The organism is Parabacteroides sp. B2-S-102 (genome assembly GCF_023656665.1).
GTDB classification, from domain to species: Bacteria; Bacteroidota; Bacteroidia; order Bacteroidales; family Tannerellaceae; genus Parabacteroides; species Parabacteroides distasonis.
This window is the reverse complement of record NZ_JAMOKM010000002.1, coordinates 372,429-394,974: the sequence shown is the minus strand read 5'-3', so window position 1 is coordinate 394,974 and position 22,546 is coordinate 372,429. Positions and strand designations below refer to the sequence as shown.

Annotated in this window: 18 protein-coding genes; 16 read left to right on the top strand and 2 right to left on the bottom strand. The window is 45.5% G+C overall.

The annotated features are described in order from the left end of the window. Positions 1–78: 78 nt before the first annotated feature. Positions 79–2,427, top strand: coding sequence for an ABC transporter permease (locus tag NBH07_RS04475; RefSeq protein ID WP_009017151.1), 2,349 nt, complete (start codon positions 79–81; stop codon positions 2,425–2,427). 212 nt (positions 2,428–2,639) lie between these two features. Here the strand turns inward: NBH07_RS04475 and NBH07_RS04470 are convergent, their stop codons facing one another. Then, positions 2,640–3,170 (bottom strand): DJ-1/PfpI family protein, encoded by a 531-nt coding sequence (locus NBH07_RS04470; protein WP_009017152.1) that lies wholly within the window; start codon positions 3,168–3,170, stop codon positions 2,640–2,642. Positions 3,171–3,336: 166 nt separating this feature from the next. On the opposite strand from NBH07_RS04470, the gene NBH07_RS04465 reads away from it, so the two are divergent. After that, positions 3,337–3,690, top strand: a complete 354-nt coding sequence (locus NBH07_RS04465) for a winged helix-turn-helix transcriptional regulator (protein WP_005858079.1) — start codon at positions 3,337–3,339, stop codon at positions 3,688–3,690. Positions 3,691–3,710: 20 nt separating this feature from the next. On the opposite strand, the gene NBH07_RS04460 is transcribed toward NBH07_RS04465, so the two are convergent. Beyond that, complete coding sequence (locus NBH07_RS04460; protein ID WP_009017153.1) at positions 3,711–5,231, bottom strand: BT2802 family ribose utilization protein; 1,521 nt, start codon at positions 5,229–5,231, stop codon at positions 3,711–3,713. Between the two features lie 228 nt (positions 5,232–5,459). Between NBH07_RS04460 and rbsK the strand changes: the two genes are divergently transcribed. The 14 genes from rbsK (at position 5,460) to NBH07_RS04390 (ending at position 22,534) form a co-directional block, all read left to right on the top strand. Then, a complete protein-coding gene (gene rbsK / locus NBH07_RS04455) occupies positions 5,460–6,383 on the top strand; it encodes a ribokinase (protein WP_156682398.1) in 924 nt (307 codons plus the stop codon). A gap of 21 nt (positions 6,384–6,404) precedes the next feature. Continuing rightward, entirely contained in the window at positions 6,405–7,961 is a 1,557-nt protein-coding gene (locus NBH07_RS04450; RefSeq protein ID WP_156682397.1) for an ADP-ribosylglycohydrolase family protein, read from the top strand. 12 nt (positions 7,962–7,973) lie between these two features. Further along, on the top strand, positions 7,974–8,990 hold the full coding sequence (locus tag NBH07_RS04445) for a nucleoside hydrolase (protein ID WP_057325922.1): 1,017 nt from the start codon (positions 7,974–7,976) through the stop codon (positions 8,988–8,990). A gap of 6 nt (positions 8,991–8,996) precedes the next feature. After that, positions 8,997–9,998 (top strand): GRP family sugar transporter, encoded by a 1,002-nt coding sequence (locus NBH07_RS04440; RefSeq protein ID WP_008774266.1) that lies wholly within the window; start codon positions 8,997–8,999, stop codon positions 9,996–9,998. 89 nt (positions 9,999–10,087) lie between these two features. Continuing rightward, positions 10,088–10,837: a hypothetical protein gene (locus tag NBH07_RS04435; protein WP_005866375.1), complete on the top strand. Its 750-nt coding sequence runs from the start codon at positions 10,088–10,090 to the stop codon at positions 10,835–10,837. Next, the gene (locus tag NBH07_RS04430; protein WP_005858065.1) at positions 10,824–11,204 is read left to right on the top strand and encodes a GtrA family protein; all 381 of its coding nucleotides are present in this window, start codon (positions 10,824–10,826) and stop codon (positions 11,202–11,204) included. Before NBH07_RS04435 ends, NBH07_RS04430 begins: the two co-directional genes overlap by 14 nt. A gap of 5 nt (positions 11,205–11,209) precedes the next feature. Then, on the top strand, positions 11,210–12,142 hold the full coding sequence (locus NBH07_RS04425) for a glycosyltransferase family 2 protein (RefSeq protein ID WP_005866377.1): 933 nt from the start codon (positions 11,210–11,212) through the stop codon (positions 12,140–12,142). 150 nt (positions 12,143–12,292) lie between these two features. Next, positions 12,293–13,693, top strand: coding sequence for a class II fumarate hydratase (gene fumC / locus NBH07_RS04420; protein WP_008779616.1), 1,401 nt, complete (start codon positions 12,293–12,295; stop codon positions 13,691–13,693). 94 nt (positions 13,694–13,787) lie between these two features. Continuing rightward, positions 13,788–17,231, top strand: a complete 3,444-nt coding sequence (locus NBH07_RS04415) for an alpha-L-rhamnosidase (RefSeq protein ID WP_156682396.1) — start codon at positions 13,788–13,790, stop codon at positions 17,229–17,231. Between the two features lie 356 nt (positions 17,232–17,587). Further along, complete coding sequence (locus NBH07_RS04410; protein WP_121956415.1) at positions 17,588–18,976, top strand: polyamine ABC transporter ATP-binding protein; 1,389 nt, start codon at positions 17,588–17,590, stop codon at positions 18,974–18,976. A 12-nt stretch (positions 18,977–18,988) separates the two neighbouring features. Continuing rightward, positions 18,989–19,786 (top strand): ABC transporter permease, encoded by a 798-nt coding sequence (locus NBH07_RS04405; RefSeq protein ID WP_005858055.1) that lies wholly within the window; start codon positions 18,989–18,991, stop codon positions 19,784–19,786. Continuing rightward, complete coding sequence (locus tag NBH07_RS04400; protein ID WP_005858053.1) at positions 19,786–20,574, top strand: ABC transporter permease; 789 nt, start codon at positions 19,786–19,788, stop codon at positions 20,572–20,574. Before NBH07_RS04405 ends, NBH07_RS04400 begins: the two co-directional genes overlap by 1 nt. Before the next feature lie 6 nt (positions 20,575–20,580). Next, positions 20,581–21,918 carry an ABC transporter substrate-binding protein gene (locus tag NBH07_RS04395; RefSeq protein WP_156682395.1) on the top strand — a complete coding sequence of 446 codons (1,338 nt, stop codon included), beginning with the start codon at positions 20,581–20,583 and terminating at the stop codon, positions 21,916–21,918. A gap of 1 nt (position 21,919) precedes the next feature. Beyond that, the gene (locus NBH07_RS04390; RefSeq protein ID WP_156682394.1) at positions 21,920–22,534 is read left to right on the top strand and encodes an HAD family hydrolase; all 615 of its coding nucleotides are present in this window, start codon (positions 21,920–21,922) and stop codon (positions 22,532–22,534) included. Positions 22,535–22,546 lie beyond the last annotated feature (12 nt).

The following is a 22,546-nucleotide window of genomic DNA, read 5'->3' as shown; positions in this document are numbered from 1 at the left end:
TAGACATGATTATGCCCTGTCTTTAAGGGTATAGGGGAGAATTGTGTCAATTTATTATATACGAAAAACAAGCGTATCATGAACTCTATATATCGAAATTTTATTATCACGTTGAAGGTAAATAAAATGGCGGCAACACTAAATATATGCGGCCTCGTTATCGCCTTTACTTTATTTGATAGCGTAGCTATCCGTACGGAATCCGAACGAACTTTTGATAAAATACACTCGAAAGCCGAGGCTATTTATCGATTGGATTGTGTGACAAGTAAAAGTCAATGGCCTACGCAAATCCTGCCTTTTGCCCAAGCGTTCGCCTCGTCTTCTCCACATATATTGGAAAGTACGATCATAAATCCTTACGTAGGGGAAGTTTATTTTACGATCGGGAGGGACGAGATTCTCAAAGATTATAAGGAACCGGTGATAACCTGTACTCCGGGGATCGTTTCTATATTTGACTTCCAATTGGTGGAAGGTTCACTGGATTGCTTAGATGATCCGGAGAAATGCCTTTTGCCGGAGAGTATGGCACGGAAGATATTTGGCGAGTCATCGGCTATTGGTAAGGAGTTGCTTGCGGAAGAAGAGATTTGGAGCAAGGAACGGAAATCACTAGTCGTAGGAGGAGTTTATAAAGATTTCCCGGAAAACACACAATTGAATAATGCCATTTATACTTCTTTATCGTCGACTTATTGTATGGATGATTGGGATAACTGGATTTTCCTTTGTTATGTCCTTTTAGATGATCCGTCACAAAAAGATCTCATTTGCTCCCAGTTTAACCAAGCATTCCCCTTCAAGCAATACGAGAGGCTCCAAGAGGTACAGACCCGTTTGGTGAATTTATGCGATATTTATTATATGAATGATATGAATAGCGTTACTTACATAAAATCAGGGAATAAAAGACAAACGGATTTGTTGTTTAGCGCCTCGTTTCTAGTGGTATTGATAGCAGTGATTAATTTTATAAACTTTACAATGGCATTGGTTCCGGCAAGAATAAAAAGTATTAACATCCGTAAAATTCTAGGGGACTCGGTACGGCGGTTGCGTGGATTTCTTTGGTTGGAGTCTTTTCTTTTTGCGTTATTGTCTTATGCTATATCCTTGTTGCTGTTATTGGTTTATGAAGGTTGCATTGGAGGAGGCTTTCATATGAAGGGAATAGTTTTTTTTGGTGGATTATTCATGGCTTTGTGTGCGGGACTATTGGCCGGTGCATATCCGGCTATTTATGCGACTTCTATTCCTCAGCGAATCGTGCTGAACGGTTCTTTCGGTTTGTCTCCAAAGGGAAAAAGAATGCGGGAATGTCTGGTTGGTTTTCAGTATACGGTTTCAATTATATTGATCGTCCTGTCACTGTTTATTTATAAGCAGATAGAGACAATGCGGAGTCATTCCTTTGGTTTCGGGAATGATAATGTAGTTGTCGTAGAATTGAATAAGGAGATAACCGAGAAATATAAAGAGAATTTTACCAACCGTTTGCGTGGTTATGCGGGAATTGAGGATGTGGCTTTCGCCGCTAGTAAGATAGGAGCGACTAATGAGAATCGTGGCGGGGCCGCAGAGTTTAATGGAGAGACTATTTATTTTTATTATTTGAATGTATCACCTAATTTTTTATCCCTTATGGATATTACCGCGAACGAGGGACGTGTCTCAAGGATGGAAGATGGGAGGAATAAAGAGTTGCTTTTGGTTTTTGACCAAAAAGCGAAAAGGCAATTAAACCTTCATGTGGGTGACCGTATGAAAACCTTTTGGGGGAATGATGCCCGGGTATTAGGATTTACGGATGAGGTGGTGATCGCTTCCACACATAAAGCATCGGAGTCGCTAGCTACTTATCCTGTCGCTTTTGTGACGAATGAAGAATTATATATGCCTTACGCTTATATAAAGTTGATGCCGGGGGCTGATAAAGGGAATGTTTTACTTTATATTAGGAATATGCTCAACGAACTTTCCCCTTCATGTTTACCTGATTTTGAGTTTTGCGATACATTCTCCCGGCATCTGTATGAAAAAGAAATCCAGTTTGGCGACCGGGTTATTTTATCCAGTGTTTTATCTATCTGGATGGCATTGGCAGGTATTTTAAGTCTGGTATTGTTTGATGTCCACTATCAGCGGCGAGAAATTGGTATAAGGCGGGTGTATGGATCTTCCGTGAGTGAGATACTATATCGTTTGAATAAAGTCTATTTAAAGGTCTTGCTCATTAGTTTTGTTATTGCGATTCCAGTTTCCTATTATTTTATGGAGAGATGGGCCAGTAATTTTATGGAGAAAGCCCCTGTCGGTTATTTGATTTATTTTGTCGCATTGCTAGGGATCAGTATCCTGACGGTAGGAGTGGTCACGTTCCAAAGTTGGAGGGCGGCGAATGAGAATCCGGTGGATATGTTATAGACAACTTACATCGGCAACGAAGTTAACTTTATCGGCAAAGTAACTTAACATACTTTGCTGATGAAGCTAAGATACTTTGGAAGTACAGATAAGGTATTGGATTGTAACCGATTTTTCTAACTAATTTGAAATTTGTAAGGGAGGATTTATGCGAATAGTCCCTCCCTTACATTTTGTCTTGTTCAAATAGTTGGCTTTATTTGTCCTAGAACTTATTTCTTCAAGGCCTCCAATACTTGAGGCATCATAGTACAGATATAATGTTCTTCTTTCGCTGTAAAGAAATTGCCATCGACTACGGAATCCTCATCTGTAGCTTGTCCTTTGCTAATGGAAGGTTTAGCCAACGGATGTACCGCTAGCTTCTTTCCTTCCGTGATTCCGGTGAAGTCGAAGAGCATAGCGGCAGCGCAATGTCCAATCATAATCTTACCCTTTTCCCCGAAATTCTTAATCACATCCATTAGATCGATATTGTATTGTTTGCTAGCGTTCTGCTGGAAAACAGGAACCGCATCGCCACAAGCGAATACCATTGCGTCGTATTCATCTTCATGCCCTTTTAAATTAGCGATCACATCGTCTACTGTCAAAGCTATGCCAGAGTTCGTTTTGATTTCTTTTGAATCGGCTACCGCATATACTTTATAAGTAATGCCATTCTCGAAAAATGATTCCAAATATTGGAACAAACCAAATCCATTTACTGGATTTACCGCTAAAACTGCTACTTTCTTTGCCATAATCGTAAATTATTAAGTGATACAATAGTTATTTTTCGTAAGTTTATTACTTTTGTGGTGTAAAAGTAAGTTCCTTTTTTAGAGAAAACAAGAAGGAACTTATAAATAAGGAACTTACATGGATGTAACCATTGTTGAGATTCAAGTAAATAGAAAAGGTTAAAAAATGAAAAACTTTCATCCGACAGGGAATTGCCCCGTGAGAGACGTATTGAGCCGGCTAGGAGATAAATGGTCTATGTTAGTGCTTATCACTTTAAGCGCCAATGGTACCATGCGTTTTAGTGATATCCATAAAACCATCGCGGATGTATCGCAACGTATGCTGACCGTAACTTTGCGCACGTTGGAATCGGATGGTCTGATCGAACGAAAGGTCTATGCGGAAGTTCCTCCCCGAGTAGAATACTGCTTAACGGAAAGAGGATTAAGTCTTATTCCCCATATCCAAGGTTTGGTGGATTGGGCGTTGCAGCAGATGAGTGGTATTATGGAAAGCCGGGTTTTACATACGTCATGACTTGCTCTGGCATTAATCTATCAGTGAGCTTTTTCTGCAAGAATATCTGCCAGCGACCGTTGGGTTAATTTACTCTCAATCCAAGCAAGGACATCAAATGTCTTTAAAAGTTGGCGTTCATATTTATCTTGTTCGATTTTTTGAATGTCTTTTTGGTATTGTAGCCAGCGTTTATTTCTAGCTTTCTCGTATGATGGAAGCGGATAGCCCTGTATAAACTTGAATATTAACTTTTCTGTGATATAAGTCTGTTTCTCGAAGCGGATGTTTCTTTTGATGGAAATAATTTCGTTCTCAAAGAAATCATAATTGCCTAATTCTGCTTGGAGTAAAAGATTTACCAATCTTGCTATCTTGTAAGAAGGAAATGCGCAAAATAACTTTCCCAAACTAAATATCTTTTTCATGTATTTGCGAGCTTGTACATAATCTTTCGTATACATGCCTAATACAGCGAAGCTTAGATATAACCGTAATTGAGACTCAAGTCCTAATGATGTTACTTTTTTTAGTAATTCATTTTCTTGCTTATCCCTTAGCTCTAAGGCCTGTTCAAAGTTTCCGGCTTGTAACAAGCTATTGGATTTGTAGATATATATCAAGGTTTTCAGATGTAAGATGAATTCAGTGGAGTACTCATTTTGTGTTAATTCTTCTAGTTTAGAAAGGAAAAAGGGAGTTTCATGATATAATCCGGCAATACATAAACTGTCTAAAATACCTTGTATGGCACTTAAATAGTAGATAGGAGGATTTAATATTAAATGTTGGTTGTCGTTAAATAAGTTGATAAGCTCTTGGTAATATCGGATAGCCGATTTATAATTGCCGGAGTTAAGATAATAAGTGGCTTGGAATAGCAAATGTAACTTTTGCGCTTCGAATCCTTGGTAGGAATTGTTTGCGATTAAATGGAGTTCGCTCAATACGAGATCGTTTAAATCCTCTTTTTGTTTGTCGGAACGGATATAGCCTTTGTTAATTAAACGGTGTTTAAGAATATCGTATAGCTGTGTATGTTGATTAAGGGTTCTTGCGTATTTTAATACTTCATTGATTTTCATTTGCTTGTTTACCAGCTGCTTTTCTGAGATTGTTTTAAAATCAAGAGCGCTTAAGTATTTCAGTTCCGTTCTCCGAATCAATAAAAGCAAGGAATCATTTTCATAAGTGATCGCTAATTTTTTTGCTTTATCTAATTCAATGAAAGCTTCATCAAATATTTCTCGTTCGAATAATACGCCAGCCTTTGATATATAATTGAAAATTCTTGTTTGGACATCCTGTTTTTCTCTTAGTCTAACTAAACATTCTAGAAGTACCCGATATAAATGTTTGACTGCGGTCTCGAAACTCTTCCCGTCTTGAATCTGACAAAAGCGTGTATACAGCTGTTCGGGAGACGTATTAGCGTCTATTAGATTAAAAAGGGTGAGGTATACCTTATCACCGTTTTGAAGGTTTGCGCAAAGATGGAAATATCTTTTCTCAGCTTTTGTCAAGGTGTTGACAAGCATTAATAATATGTATGTGTTATTCATGGACTTTTGATGTTATCAAGTGTTTGATATATAGTGAATATGAGAAATTGTATGATGCAAATATATCGATTTGGGTTTATCTACGATGAAGATTAATTGATGATTTTTATATTTTGGATCTTTTTATATTTGCGACATCGGTGAATGAATTTAAATTAACATGAAATCTGGTGTACCAAGCGGAATATATGATATTTTTGTTAAACGAATGATTAATAAGAGAAAAGCATGAAAGACTTACGGAATCATAATATATTGGTTGTTGGAAGTAGCAATACCGATATGGTCATAAAGACGAATCATCTCCCTCGTCCGGGAGAGACGGTATTAGGCGGAACATTTTTTATGAACCCGGGTGGGAAAGGAGCGAATCAAGCGGTTGCTGTTGCGCGGTTAGGGGGACAGGTCTCGTTTATTTGTAAAACAGGCAGTGATATATTCGGACATCAATCCCAGCAGCTATTTGAGGAAGAGGGGATTGATACTTCCTATATTTTCTCAGATCCGAAGAATCCATCTGGCGTAGCGTTGATTACGGTGGATGCTCATGCTGAAAACTGTATTGTGGTGGCCTCCGGAGCTAATGCTAATCTATTACCTTCTGATTTAGCGAAATCGGAAGAGGCGATAGAAAAAGCCGATTTGATTTTAATGCAATTGGAGATTCCTATGGATACTGTCGAGTTTGTCGCTAAGATGGCATCGAAGAAGAACAAACGGGTAATATTGAATCCGGCTCCAGCTCAAACTTTGTCGGCTACGTTACTCCGGCATCTGTATATGATTACCCCGAATGAGACAGAGGCAGAGATGATCTCTGGCGTGAAGATCACGGATGAGGTTTCCGCGAAGAAGGCTGCGCAAGTTATAATGGAGATGGGAGTACAGAACGTAATCATTACTTTAGGTTCAAAAGGAGCTTTGATTTACTGTGATTCCATGGTAGATATGGTTCCTGCGATAAAAGTGGAAGCCGTTGATACTACTGCAGCCGGGGATATTTTCAACGGTGCTTTAACGGTTGCTTTGGCCGAGGGGCGGGATTTAAGGGAAGCCGTGAGATTCGCTTGCAAAGCTTCCGCCATTTCCGTGACTCGTGTGGGAGCGCAATCTTCCGCTCCTTATCGAAATGAGGTAGATATCTTTGATTAATCTAAAAAACAATCTAATATTATGAAACAAACAGTATTTGCGATGATAGCGGCTGCCTCTTTATTTGTAGGGGCGACCTCATGTTCCCAACAACCCTCGGCAAAGGATCAAACGACGGTTCCCGCTGAGTTTACGATTAGTAAAGAAAAGTTGATGGATAAGATTAAGGGAGGTTGGGCCGGACAAACCATAGGCTGTACGTATGGCGGTCCGACGGAGTTCAAATATAACGGAACGATGATTCAGGAATACGTACCGATCGTATGGCCGGACGGGTATATCAAATGGTGGTACGAGAATGTTCCCGGATTGTACGATGATGTTTATATGGACCTTACGTTCGTGGATGTCTTTGACCGGTTGGGATTGGATGCTCCTGTAGACTCATTCGCCATGGCGTTCGCTACGGCAGGATATACGTTGTGGCATGCTAACCAGTCGGCACGTTATAATATTTTACAAGGGATCATGCCTCCGGCATCCGGTCATTGGCTGAATAACCCGCATGCGGATGATCTTGATTATCAGATCGAGGCGGACTATGCCGGACTGATGTCGCCGGGTATGCCGAATACGGCTTCCGAGATTTCTGATAAGATCGGGCATATCATGAATTATGGAGATGGTTGGTACGGCGGTGTGTATGTCGGGGCGATGTATTCGTTATCGTTTATCTCGGATGATATCGAGTTTATCGTGACTGAGGCATTGAAGACGATACCGGAGCAAAGTATCTATTATAAATGTATGAGCGATGTGATCCGCTGGCATAAGGAATATCCGGACGATTGGAAACGCACTTGGTTTGAATGTGAGAAGAAATGGAGCTCGGATATTGGTTGTCCGGATGGTGTTTTTGTTCCGTTCAATATCGATGCCGTGATCAATAGCGCATACATTCTTATCGGCTTGCTTTATGGTGAGGGAGATTTCTATAAAACATTGGATATCTCTACCCGTTGCGGACAAGACTCGGATTGCAACCCAGCCTCCGCGGGTGGTATCTTAGGAACAATCCTTGGTTATAGCCATATACCGGATTATTGGATGAAGAACTTGAGAGAAGTGGAGAATATGGATTTTGCCTATACGACCATCTCATTGAATAAGACTTACCAAATGGGCTTCGATCAAGCGTTGCAAGTGATAGAGCGCAACGGCGGTTCCGTTTCAGGTGACGAGGTGACGATCAAATGCCAGCAACCTGTAGCCGTTCGTTACGAGAAGGCTTTCGAGGGTATGTATCCGATAGAGAAAGTGGCGGTTAATAAGAATTTGCCCGATGTAGGAGAACTGCCTTTTGAGGGAACAGGCGCCGTATTCAAAGGCTTTGTGAACGCTAAAGATGATAAATACGTAGCGAAAGTAGAGATGTACCTAGATGGGGAGCTGGTTGAGACGGCGAACCTTCCGGCATCCTATACGACTCGTAGGAACGACCTGTTCTGGAAGTATCAGCTGCCCAAGGGAAAACATACGGCTACGTTTAAATGGCTAAATCCACGTAATGATGTCTCCGTTCATTTCAGCGAGATACTGATTTACTCGGATACTCCGAAAGAGATTGTTCACCAATAAATTATAAAGATTATGAAGAAATCATTGTTTCTGATGGGCTTATTTGCCTTGTTGATTTCCTGTAAGGGAAATGTGTCGAAAAATATTCCTCAAACCGATAAGCCTCAACCGGTAAATCTTATTCTAGATACTGATTTAGGTCCGGACTATGATGATGTGGGCGCTATGGCCTTGATGCATGCCTTGGCGGATAGCGGTCAGGTAAATATCCTTGCGACTCTTTCCTCCAACCATGATGAGCGGGTGGTACCTTGCATTGAGGTGTTGAATACTTATTTCAACCGTCCGGACATACCGGTAGGGGCACCAAAGAGCGAACCGGGGGCTTCCTTGACTACTTGGCATAAAACGAAGTGGACTGACGAGTTACCCGCTAACTATCCGCATCATACGGCGAAGACTTCCGACGCTCCGGATGCTCTGAAGGTGTACCGTAAGATTCTGAGCGAACAACCGGATACCAGCGTTGTTATTTGTACGATTGGTTTCTTCTCTAATTTAAGGGACTTGCTTCAATCGGGAGCTGATGAATATAGCGATCTCTCCGGAAAGGAATTAGTCGCCAAGAAAGTGAAACGTTTGGTTTCTATGGCGGGCCTGTTTCCGGAAGGAAAAGAATTTAATGTGTATTGCGATGTCCCTGCCTCTAAAGTCGTAGCGGATGAATGGCCTACAGAGATTGTCTTTAGCGGTTTTGAGATCGGGAACGTAATCTTGACCGGAAAGAAACTGGTGCAAATGAACGTGGAGAACAGTCCTGTAAAAGATGCGTATGCCCTTTGTTTCACGGAGGGAGACCCGGAAGGGCGCATGAGCTGGGATCATACGGCGGTATTGGTCGCTATAAAAGGTTATGAGCCTTATTTCGATGTAGAGCGAGGTACCTTTCATGTCGTAGATGATGAGGGGACTAACAATTGGGTGGCAAATCCCAATGGCCGTGATCTTCGTTTGATCGAGAAGATGCCGCCTACGGAGGTCGCTTCCTTGATAGAGAATTATATGATGCATCAACCATCTATTAAATAGTATTTTATGTATATCGTACAAGATTATTCTTTAGCTGTCATATTCTGTGTCGTTACGATGCTTTGTTGGGGATCGTGGGGGAATACGCAGAAATTAGCCTCCAAGACTTGGAGATATGAGTTCTTCTATTGGGACTACGTGATTGGTGTCTTGCTCCTTTCTCTGATTTCCGGCTTTACCTTGGGCAGCATCGGGACGGAAGGACGCAGTTTCCTGCCGGATTTGGCGCAAGCGAATCTCGCTAGTTTAGGGAGTGCCTTTTTGGGCGGTATTATTTTTAATGCTGCCAATATCTTGTTGTCTGCGGCGATCGCCATTTGCGGATTGTCGGTCGCTTTTCCGGTAGGGATCGGATTGGCCTTGGTGCTAGGCGTATTGGTTAACTATTTCGGGGCGGCGAAGGGGGAACCGACTTATATCTTTATCGGTGTAGCCTTAATCACGGTCGCCATCATCTTGAATGGCCTGGCTTATAAGAAAGCCTTGGTCGGTACCAAGAAAGTATCGGGGAAGGGGATCCTTATATCGGTTGTGGCCGGCGTGATCATGGCCTTTTTCTATCGTTTTGTCGCCGCTTCCATGGACATGGAGAATTTCGCTTCTCCGGCACCCGGGAAGTTGACGCCTTATACCGCCGTATTTGTTTTTGCCATAGGAGTATTTGTTAGTAATTTCTTATTTAACACATTGGCAATGAAACATCCGGTGGAAGGTAAGCCTGTCTCCATATCCGGTTATTTTAAAGGAGATATGAGTACGCATCTCGTGGGTGTATTGGGGGGTGTTATCTGGTGTATCGGTCAATCTTTCAGTATGATAGCGTCAGAGAAGGCGGGAGCGGCTATATCTTACGGATTGGGGCAAGGAGCCACGCTAGTCTCCGCTTTATGGGGCATCCTTATCTGGAAAGAGTTCAAGGGAGCGCCAGCCATTTCCAATCGTCTGAATGTCGGGATGTTTATTTTATTCGTGATCGGACTTGGGTTCTTAATTTATGCGGGAGCTTAAATAACGTTATTTTTATTTATTCCGGAAAAAACATTACCTTTGTTCTTGTTTCTTGTTTATGGGAGTTTAATAACGAAAAAAGACGATCTATGAAAGAAGAAGGTGATGTATTCAAAAAGTTCCGTGATTCCTTCAGCAGGATGGAGGGACATTTCCATATACTAGAACAGCGTGTGCCGGTTGAACTTCAGATGGAGTATTTCAAATACTCGGAAAACGTACGGAAGGAAAACCGGCCTCCCCGTCCCTTATCGGAGGATGAGTGCGAGACCCTGTACAACACTTTGTTGACGGAGGAAACCACGGACAAGACCGAGAAGAGATATTTGTTATCTCAATTGGCTACCTCGAAATCCGTCCGTGCGTACCGCTTGTTGGAGGAATACACCCAGCATCCGGACCCGGAAGTGACAGATTGGGCCTACATGGCTTTGATGGAGTCTCGTATCTCCTTAGAGTCCGATTTCTCCGACGAGAAACAAATTTATATCTCGACCGGCTTGGGAGGAAAAGGGGAGAAGCTGCGTTTCTATGTCTTGATGACGTCTAAAGGCAAGAAACCTTTCCAAGAATATCAGCGGCAGACAATCGAGCGGGAGTTCGCTTATTATCTGCCGAAAACGGACTGCGAGATCGAGCGTTTGACGATCGGTGAGCAGTATGTGGAGCTGGTGTTCTTGATCCCGGTGCGTACGGATATAAAAGCCACGTTGGACCGGGTGATCAATGAATGTAACCAATACGGCGATTTCCTCTCGAATGTTTTCACGATCACGAATGTCAAGGAATTGACACCCGAGGAGATTTCCGAGATTATAAGTAAGAATGGAGACGATTAAGCAAGCTATTAAGTATGGTGTAGTCGGGTTGAGCAATACCTTGATAACGATGATCGTTATCTGGGTGATGATGAAACTCTTCGGATGCCGGGAAGGTTTATCTAACTTAACGGGATATGTGGCAGGCATATTAAACAGTTTCATCTGGAACAAGCAATGGACTTTCAAGGGAAGTTCCACCGGATGGACGAAAGGGGCGGTTCGGTTCACGATCGCTTTCATTATTTGTTATGCCTTACAGTACGGATTGGTACTGATCTTGAATTCCCGACTTACGATCGATCATTACTACAACCACTTGATTGGAATGGCTTTCTATACGGTGATTAATTTTTTAGTAAATAAGTTTTATACCTTTAAAGCTTAAAAGGCATGAAGAAGTTAGCGGTTATAGTCCCGTGTTATAACGAGGAAGCCGTGATCGAGGAATCGTATCGGCGTACGAAAGAGGTCTTGGTAAAGTTGCCGAACCCTACGGAGATTATCTATATAAATGATGGCAGTCAGGATAAGACACGTTCTTTGTTGGATCATATAGCCGCTACCGATCCTCATGTGAAGGTGATTCACTTCTCCCGGAATTTCGGTCATCAACCGGCGGTAACGGCGGGTATCAATAACTGTGACGCTGATTTGGCGATTATCATCGACGCCGATATGCAGGATCCGCCGGAATTGATTCCGGATCTGCTGGAAGTGCAGGAGAGAGAGGATGCCAACGTGGTTTATTGCGTCCGTAAGTCACGGGAAGGGGAGAGTCTTTTCAAGCTGTTCACCTCCAAGGCTTTTTACCGGGTGATGAATTATATGAGCGAGGTCCATTTCCCGCTGGATACAGGAGATTTCCGTTTAGTGGACCGGAAGGTGATGAATGAGTTCGACCGTTTTAAGGAACGGGGAAAATATATCCGTGGCTTGATAAGCTGGGTGGGCTTCCACCAAGTGCCGTTTTATTATGAGCGTGAGGCGCGTATCGCCGGCGAGACGAAATATCCGATTAGTAAGATGCTGAAATTTGCGTCGACGGCAATGCTTTATTTCTCGAAGAAGCCGTTGCGTTTGGCGACGAGTCTCGGGTTTATATCCGTATTGGTCGGTATAATCTTGGCGGTTTGGTTCACGTTGGGCAAGATCTATGGTTTTAGTAACGCCGAGGTTGGCTGGACTTCTATCATGACTTCCATTATCTTCTTTGGAGGTGTGCAGCTATTGACGGTCGGCGTGTTAGGGCAATATGTCGGTATCCTCTTTGACGAGATCAAGGCCCGTCCCGAATACATTATTGACGAGAAGAAAAACTATTAAAAAACATCGGAGGCGAAATAAGCCGTTTTTCTATGATCTGAATTCTGTTCCATGATAAATGTCTTTTCATGATATACTTGTGAATGTAACATAAACAATTCGATATCCGGATAGTTTATACATAGAAGAGATTAATAAAACTTATGTGTCATGAAGTATAGAATAGAGAAAGATACCTTAGGTGAGGTGGAAGTGCCGGTGGACGTTTATTATGGGCCGCAAACACAACGGAGCGTGAATAATTTCAAGATCGCCACCGATATTAGCCGGATGCCCAAAGAGGTGATAGAGGCGTTCGCTTACTTGAAAAAAGGAGCGGCTTTGGCTAATAAAGACGCCGGCGTCTTGTCTCCGGAGAAATGCGAGTTGATCGGTAAGGTATGCGACGAGATCTTGGCGGGTAAATTAAATGACTCCTTCCCCTTGATCGTATGGCAAACGGGGAGCGGGACCCAGACGAATATGAATGTCAATGAGGTGATCGCCAACCGGGCACATGTGCTGAGCGGAGGAAAGCTAACGGATAAGGAGAAAGTGCTGCTTCCGAACGATGACGTGAATAAATCGCAATCCTCCAATGATACGTTTCCTTCCGCTATGCATATTGCCGCCTATAAGGTGACTGCGGAGGTGACGATACCGGGATTGGAGAGTCTGTATCGTGCGTTGGCGCTAAAAAGTGAGGAGTTCATGAAGATCGTGAAGATCGGGAGGACTCATTTTATGGATGCCACTCCATTGACATTGGGGCAAGAGTTCAGTGGCTATGCGGCTCAATTGGAATATGGTATACGGAAAGTAAAGGATTCCCTGTCGCATATCTCCGAGTTGGCTTTAGGAGGTACGGCGGTTGGGACCGGTATTAACGCCCCGGTCAATTATGACGAGTGTGTCGCTAAGAAGATATCTGAGTTGACTGGGCTTCCTTTTGTAACCGCTCCGAATAAATTCGAGGCCCTAGCTACCCATGATGCCTTGGTTGAGGCGCATGGAGCCTTGAAATCCGTAGCGGTCAGCTTAATGAAGATCGCGAACGATATACGAATGTTGGGCTCAGGTCCTCGTGCCGGTATCGGTGAGATCCATTTGCCGGAGAACGAGCCGGGTTCCTCCATCATGCCGGGAAAGGTGAATCCTACGCAATGCGAGTCATTGACGATGCTCGCCGCTCAAGTAATGGGTAACGACGTGACAATCTCGATAGCCGGCTCCAACGGGCAGTTCGAGTTGAACGTATTTAAGCCGGTGATTATCTCGAACTTCTTGCAAAGCGCCCGCTTGATCGGTGACGGTTGCCTGAATTTCAGCGAACGTTGCGTAAAAGGCATTACCCCGGTGAACGAAAACATCAAACGCCATCTGGATAGCTCCTTAATGCTGGTTACCGCCTTGAATCCGAAAATAGGATATTACAAGGCCGCCGCTATCGCCCAGAAAGCCTATCAAGAAAATAAGACTTTGCGGGAGGCGGCTATCGAGTCCGGTTATGTGACCGCCGAGGAGTTTGATCGTTGGGTAGACCCGTCCAAGATGGTAGGAGAGATTGAGTAGTGTCAAAACTGCTACATCTTCTCCCAAAAATGAAACAAAGAGTTAAGATGATAATGGATATTTTTGTACCGTTATCATTTTAATTCTTTGTATTATGAAGAGCACACGATGTATTTTGTCTATAATCTTAGGGTTGCTGGCCGGATGGCTACCTCTGGGTGCGGTTACCGTATTGAAGAACCTACAGGTTGAGTATCAAACCAATCCACTGGGAATTGATGTCAGTCAGCCACGTTTTAACTGGCAGATGGAGTCCGATCGCTATGGGGCCTGTGGACAGGCTTATCGGTTATGGGTGGCCGATAGTCCGGAGCAATTGGCTGCCGGGCGTTATATCTATGATTCGGGAAAGGTTCTTTCCGGGGAATCGGTCGGCGTAGTTTATCAAGGAAAAGCATTGCAACCTTCCACTCGCTATTATTGGAAAGTTTCCGTATGGGATGAATCGGGAACGGAAATTACCTCCACCGAGCCTGCGTGGTTCGAGACCGGTCTTCTGGGTTCCGGATGGAGTGGCGCCCGTTGGATCGGCTCGTCGGAGACACAACTCTCCAAATATCGCTCGCATTATGTGATCGACTATGATGTGCGGGTTGCCGAGGGTAATGATAAAGCCGTATTTGTCTTTGGGTCGAGGGACGCTGATAATTATGTGTCTGCTGAACTGGACTTGAATGGTTCGGGGGACGCCCGTTTCATTTTACGTCATACCACAGATGGAAAAACGAGGCAAGATGCGGCGGAAAGTCTGGCCTCTATCATCCCAGCCTCGGATAAGCATAAGGTGCATCATATCCGGTTGAAGGTGACGACGGCCCAATATGCCTTGAAATATTTCGTGGATATAGAGATCGATGGAAAGACCTTGGTGAATTCCTCTTTGACTCCCGAGGAGAAAGAACGGAAGAGCCGTGGTGATTTCTGGGGAGGCAAGGAAGGGGCTTTCACCGTGTATCCTTATCCGGATGGAGAGTTGGTTTATCATTGCCGCTTGTACGCGATCGGTTTCCTGCAACCTAAAGGGCAGACCGCTACATTCTCCAACTTGCGTATCAGCGAGGATACGTGGAATACGCTTCTGTACAATCCTGCCGAGACTTATGTGGAGAAAGGGGAGGGAAAGCTCAATGTCTGGTATCCGGGCGAGAACGTATCCGCTCCCATGCTCCGGAAAGAGATAAAGATAGAGAAACCGGTCAAGAGCGCCCGTTTATATGCTACCGCTAGGGGTATCTATGAGTTCTCGGTGAACGGGCGGAAGGTTGGAAAGGATTATCTGAATCCGGGTTGGACGGATTACCGTTACCGTATCATGTATAATACGTATGATATAACGAGTTTGCTACGACCGGGTGATAATGGTATCGGGGCGATGTTGGGCGCCGGATGGTGGAGCGAGCATAGCGGTTTCCTTACCGGTTGGCAGGATCAATACGGAACCCGCCAGTCCTTATTGGGAAAGATCGTGATCGAGTATGCCGACGGTACTCGTGAAACGATCGTTACGAATGATAGCTGGAAATGTTATGACCGGGGACCGATCACTTTTAACGGCCTTCAGAATGGAGAGGAATACGATGCCCGGAAAGAGGTGAACGGCTGGGATGCTCCGGGTTTTGATGACTCGTCATGGAACCCGGCGACCTTATTCGCCGCTCCTCCGGTAAATGTGGAGATCCAAGGATATGTAGGTAGCCCGATACAAAATAATGTGACCCTCACCGCCCGTTCCATGGTAGAGCCTATTCCCGGCGTCTATGTCTATGATATGGGGCAGAATATGGTCGGTGTTCCCCGTCTGACCTTCAAGGGAAAGGCCGGACAGGAAATCACGATCCGTTTCGGGGAGATGAATTATCCGGAAACGATCCCTACCGAGCCGGTCGCCCCGTACACGATCGCGATGTATAAGGAGAAGAAAGGGCAAGTCTATACGGATAATTACCGGAGCGCCCTTTCCACGGATCGCTATATCCTGAGAGGGGATGCGGCGGGTGAGACGTATGAGCCTCGCTTTACGTTCCATGGTTTCCGTTACGTGGAGATTCACGGGTTGGACAAGCCGTTACCCTTGGAGGCGGTGAAAGGGATCGTGCTGGAATCTATCGGTGCGCGGACGAGCGGTTATGAGACGTCGGACGAGCGTGTCAACCGTTTGTTCAGCAATATCATCTGGGGCCAACGGGGTAATTTCCTGTCGGTTCCGACAGATTGCCCGCAACGGGATGAGCGTATGGGCTGGACAGGGGATGCGCAGGTATTCGCTCGTACGGCTACTTATAATATGAATGTCGATCCGTTTTACACCCGTTGGCTCTACTCGGTCCGGGATAATCAAGGAGATGACGGTAGTTACGCGAACTATATACCCGTAGTCGGTTTCCCGCCTCACGGCGCGGAGGATGGCGGAGGTGCCATGGGATGGATGGAAGCCGGCGTGATCGTACCGTGGCAAATGTATCAACAATACGGAGACGTGCGTATTCTGGAACAGCATTACGCTTCCATGGTCGCTTATATGGATTATTTGGAGCGTCGTGCCGTACGCTATGTACAGCCCTTCGGTGGTTTCGGCGATTGGCTGGCTATCGAGCCGACGAATTCCATGTTGACGAACACCGCTTACTCCGCCTACGACGCTTTGATTATGGAGCAGGTAGCGAAACGTTTAGGGAAGGACGCGGACCAAAGGCGTTTCCGTACTTTCTACGAGAACGTGAAGAGGTCTTTTAACGACTTGTTCGTAAACGAGGAAGGACGCACGTTCGCCCCGACGGTGGAATCTATCTTTGGCAAGGATTCGCAAGTAGGTATGTGGCCCGGAACGGCGGCTACCGAGGCGAAGATCGTGGATACGCAGACCTCATACGTGGTTCCTCTCCAGTTCGATCTGTTCAATGAGAAAAACAAACCCTTGGCGATCCGGCATCTGGTAGAGAATATCAAGAAACATAATTATACGCTTACCACTGGCTTTATCGGTACGCCTTACCTGAATTTGGTATTATCCGACAATGGTTATGACGATGTCGCCTATAAATTATTTGAGCAAACCGCCTATCCTTCATGGCTATACCCTGTCCTGCAAGGCGCAACCACGATTTGGGAACGTTGGAATTCCTACACGTTGGTAAATGGCTTCGGCCCTGTGGATATGAACTCTTTCAACCATTATTCGTATGGCGCTATCGAGGAGTGGATGATAGCTTATACCTTGGGTATCCAGCGGGATGAGGAACAACCCGCCTATAAGCACATCATCCTTCAACCCCGTATCGGCGGAACCTTCTCGTTCATCCGGGGTCATTACGATTCCGCCTATGGCCGTATCGAGAGTGGATGGCAAATCCAAAAGAAGGGCTATATATACGAGGCAACCATTCCCGCTAATACGACGGCTACCTTATATCTGCCCGCCAAATCGGAGAAGTCCGTTCGTATGGAGAAAGGGCAGGTGGGGATCACGCCCGTGGGATTGAAGGATGGGAAGGCTGTGTACCGATTGGGATCGGGGAGCTACCGGATATACGTGGATTGAATATTTCCCAAATATCCCGCCCGCGTCGGGTGCGCGGTCGAATCTTGGAGAAATGCGGGACCTCGCGCCGGGTGCGCGGTCGAATCTTGGAAAAATACGGGGCTCGCGTCGGGTGTGCGGTCGAATCTTGGAGAAATATTGGACCTCGCACCGGGCGCGTGGTCGAATCTTGGAGAAATACGGGGCTTACACCGGGCGCGAGGTCGAATCTTGGAGAAATGCGGTGCTTCTCACCCGGTGTAAGGTCAGATTTTGTAAAAACGATAGTGCCCGGCCTTATTAAAATCTGTACATTCGCGCAAAAATAAATAAGAACATTGTTCATGATTGTTTAATTCTAATTAGATCAAGCGAGAATGTCAATACGAAAATCGGATCGCATTATCAGCGTGGAGCACGTATCGAAGTATTTTGGCGAGAAGGCCGTGCTGAATGATGTAAATTTACAGGTCCGCAAGGGCGAGTTTGTAACCATTTTGGGGCCTTCCGGTTGCGGAAAGACTACCCTGTTGCGTTTGATAGCCGGCTTCCAGACGGCCTCCGAGGGCGTTATCACGATGTCCGGGAAGGAGATTACGCAGACGCCGCCGCATAAACGTCCCGTAAATACGGTATTTCAGAAATATGCTTTATTTCCACATCTGAATGTGTACAATAATATCGCCTTTGGCCTGAAGCTGAAGAAACTTCCTTCCGCCACGATCGAGAAGAAAGTGAAACAGGCGTTGAAAATGGTAGGGTTGACAGACTATGAGGATCGGGATGTCGATTCCCTTTCCGGTGGCCAGCAGCAACGTGTGGCGATCGCTCGCGCTATCGTGAATGAGCCGGAGGTGTTATTGCTGGATGAGCCGTTGGCGGCCTTGGACTTGAAGATGCGCAAGGACATGCAAATGGAATTGAAAGAGATGCATAAGTCCTTAGGCATTACGTTCGTGTACGTGACCCACGACCAAGAGGAAGCGCTGACGCTTAGCGACACGATCGTTGTCATGAGCGAGGGAAAGATCCAGCAAATCGGTACCCCGATCGATATTTATAACGAGCCGGTCAATTCGTTCGTCGCTGATTTCATCGGTGAGAGTAACATCTTGAACGGAACGATGATCAAGGATAAGCAAGTCTCTTTCGCCGGTCATGAGTTCGAGTGCGTGGATGAGGGATTCGGGGAGCAAATGCCGGTAGATGTCGTGTTGCGCCCCGAGGATATTTACATCTTCGAGCCGTCGGAGGCGGCGATGCTGACGGGTACGGTAACCTCCTCCATCTTTAAGGGCGTGCATTATGAGATGATGGTGCAAACCCCGAACGGATACGAGTTCATGGTACAGGATTACCACCCGTTCGAGGCGGGTAGCGAGGTCGGGCTTCTTATCAAGCCTTTCGATATCCATGTAATGAAGAAAGAGCGTATTTGCAATACCTTCGAGGGAAAGCTCATCGACGCTACGCATGTGGAATTCCTAGGCTGTACGTTCGAATGCAAGGAGGTAACCGATATAGAGCCAAATACGCCTGTGAAAGTCGAGATCGATTTTAAAGATGTGATCTTGGAGGATAACGAGGAAGACGGTCGCCTGACCGGAGAGGTGAAATTTATCCTCTACAAAGGCAACCATTATCATCTGACCGTGTTTACGGATTGGGACGAGGACATCTTTGTCGATACCAACGATGTATGGGATGATGGAGACCATGTCGGCATAACGATCGCCCCGGATAAAATTCGAATTATTCATGCTTAAAAAGGGAAGGAAGTGATCAATACGTTTTCTGCATTTTTTATGAGACGAAGGAACTGGACCATTCCTTATGTCCTGTTCTTGGCCATCTTTGTCGTGATACCGCTCCTCTTGATCGTGTATTACGCCTTTACGAATGACGAAGGGATGTTTACCTTCGCCAATTTCCGTAAGTTTATGATCCATCCCGAGGCGATAAACACCTTCGTGTATTCAGTCGGGATCGCTTTGATAACGACCATTCTTTGTCTGCTGCTGGGATATCCGGCCGCTTGGATATTGAGCCAAGCCCGATTTAATACTTCCCGTACGATGGTCGTTTTGTTTATCCTTCCGATGTGGGTCAATATCTTGATCCGTACGTTGGCTACCGTGGCTTTGTTCGATTTCTTGAATTTCCCGCTGGGAGAGGGGGCCTTGATCTTTGGTATGGTGTACAACTTCCTGCCCTTTATGATCTACCCGATTTATAATACACTCCAGAAAATGGATCACAGCTTGATAGAGGCGGCGCAAGACTTGGGGGCGAATCCGTCGCAGGTATTTATCAAGGCCGTATTCCCACTATCGATGCCGGGAGTGATGAGCGGTATCATGATGGTGTTTATGCCGACCATCTCTACGTTTGCCATCGCCGAGTTGTTGACGATGAACAATATCAAGCTCTTCGGTACGACCATACAGGAGAATATCAATAACGGTATGTGGAACTACGGGGCGGCGCTTTCTCTTATCATGTTGTTATTAATCGGAATCACGGGATTGTTCAGCAATGAGAGCAGTGATTCGGCGAATGAGGGAGGGCTTATCTGATGGTGAAATATTTAGCTAAGGGATATCTATGGGCTTTGTTATTATTGCTCTACTCGCCGATCTTGATTATCATGATCTTCTCATTTACGGAGGCGAAAGTACTGGGTAACTGGACCGGGTTCTCCACGAAATTATATAGCTCTCTTTTTGCCGGCAACGTACAACATTCGTTGGTCAGCGCACTTTGGAATACGTTCGCTATCGCCATGATAGCCGCTACGGTATCTACCTTGTTGGGGAGCGTAGCCGCTATCGGGATCTTTAATTTGAAGGCAAGGGCCCGCAATGCCGTGAGTTTTGTCAATAACATCCCGATGTTGAATCCGGATATCATTACCGGTATTTCCTTGTTCCTGTTGTTTGTCAGCTTAGGGATCTCTCAAGGTTTGACGACGGTCGTGCTGGCGCATATCACGTTCTGTACGCCGTATGTGGTATTAAGCGTCATGCCCCGCTTGAAACAGATGAACCAGAATATCTACGAGGCGGCGTTGGATTTGGGGGCGACTCCGTTTCAGGCCTTGCGGAAGGTGATCTTCCCGGAAATCCGTCCGGGTATGATCAGTGGCTTTATCCTTGCCTTCACGCTATCTATCGACGATTTCGCCGTGACCATATTTACGATTGGTAATGAGGGCTTGGAAACCCTTTCCACCTTTATCTACGCGGATGCCCGGAAAGGAGGTTTGACCCCGGAACTGCGTCCCCTCTCAACGATTATATTCGTAACCGTGTTAGTATTGTTGATTGTTATAAATAAACGTGCTGAGAAAGCGAAGCGAGCGTAAATGAAAATGAAGAAATTTATATCGATTCTGTCTGTTTTGGCCCTGCTTATGGGGCTGTTCACTTCTTGCGGGCGCTCGGACGAGGAGAGAAGCAAGATCTTGAAGATTTATAACTGGGGAGATTATATCGACGAGGACGTCCTGACGGATTTCCCGAAATGGTATAAGGAACAGACGGGTGAGGAAGTCCGGATTATCTATCAGGTCTTTGATATCAACGAGATCATGTTGACCAAGATCGAGCGGGGACATGAGGATTTCGACTTGATTTGCCCTTCGGAGTATATCCTTGAGCGCATGCTGCGGAAAAATCTCTTGCTACCGATCGACCGTAATTTCGGGAAGACACCGGATTATATCGACAATGTCTCTCCCTATATCCAAGAGGAACTGAATAAGTTAAGTCAGCCGGGCCGTAAGACTACCGACTACGTGGTTCCTTATATGTGGGGAACCGCCGGCCTGTTGTATAATAAAGCCGATGTCTCGAGGGACGAGGTAATGTCGTGGAAATGCCTTTGGGACCCTCGTTTCAGGAATAAGATCTTGATGAAGGATAGTTATCGTGACGCTTATGGAACCGCTATCATATACGCCCATGCGAGGGAATTGGCGAATGGTACGATCACGGTGGAGCAATTGATGAACGATAGCTCCCCGGAAATGATCGCTATCGCCGAGGAATACTTGAAGAAGATGAAACCGAATATCGCCGGTTGGGAGGCCGATTTCGGTAAGGAGATGATGACGAAAGGAAAGGCGTGGCTGAATTTCACTTGGAGCGGCGACGCGGTCTGGGCCATGGAAGAGGCGAGTGCCGTAGGCGTAGATCTGGGGTATGAGGTTCCTTTGGAGGGTAGTAATATCTGGTACGATGGTTGGGCGATCCCTAAATACGCTCGCAACGTGAAGGCCGCCAGTTATTTTATGGACTATCTATGCCGTCCGGACATCGTCAGCCGTAATATGGAGGTGACCGGATATGTCAGCACCGTGGCCACCCCGGAAATATTGGCGGAAAAGATCGATACGACGCAGACCGAGTTCTCGGACGTAAGTTATTTCTTCGGACCGGGAGCGGAGCGTGTCCAGATAGACCCGGCTCAATATCCGGACCGGAAGGTCGTGGAACGTTGTGCCATGATCCGTGATTTCGGGAACGAGACGGAGGTGGTTCTGGAAATGTGGAGCCGGGTAAAAGGTGACAATCTTAACTCTTGGATTGTTATATTGATATTCGCTGTTTTCGGCTTGTTGTTTGTCTGGGTCGTTTACAAGCGGATCAATCGTTATCAACAGAAAAGACGACATCGCAGACGTCGTAGCTGGTATAAAAAGAAATGATATGGAAGGCATAAAGAACTTGATTATAGACTTGGGCGGTGTGCTTATTAACCTGACTCGCAACCGTTGTATCGAGGCTTTCGAGAATCTGGGCGTGGAGAATATCCGGGAGCAGATCACGAATAACTATCAACATAAGGACTTGTTTGAGCGATTAGAGTTGGGAACGATTTCGGTGGAACAGTTTCGCGATGATATTCGTGCCTTATCGGGGAAGCCCCTGACGGACGAACAAATCGACACGGCATGGATCGCCATGTTGGGAGACGTCCCGGAAAATAAGTTGCGTCTGCTATTGGAGCTTCGTGAACGCTATAATACGATGCTTCTGAGCAATACGAACGAGCTTCATTGGAAATGGTCCGAAGATACCTATTTCTCTTATCAAGGTCTTTGTGCCCAAGATTTCTTCCATAAGATTTACCTCTCTTACGAATTGCATATGCTGAAGCCGAACGCGGATATTTTTGAGTACGTACTGAAGGACTCGAATCTTTTAGCTGAGGAAACGATGCTGATTGATGACGCTTCCGTGAATTGCCGGGCGGCTAAATTATTGGGAATGAAGTCCTATACGCCGCAACCACGGGAAGACTGGTCGCATCTGTTCAAATGAGGCCGGCCTTCG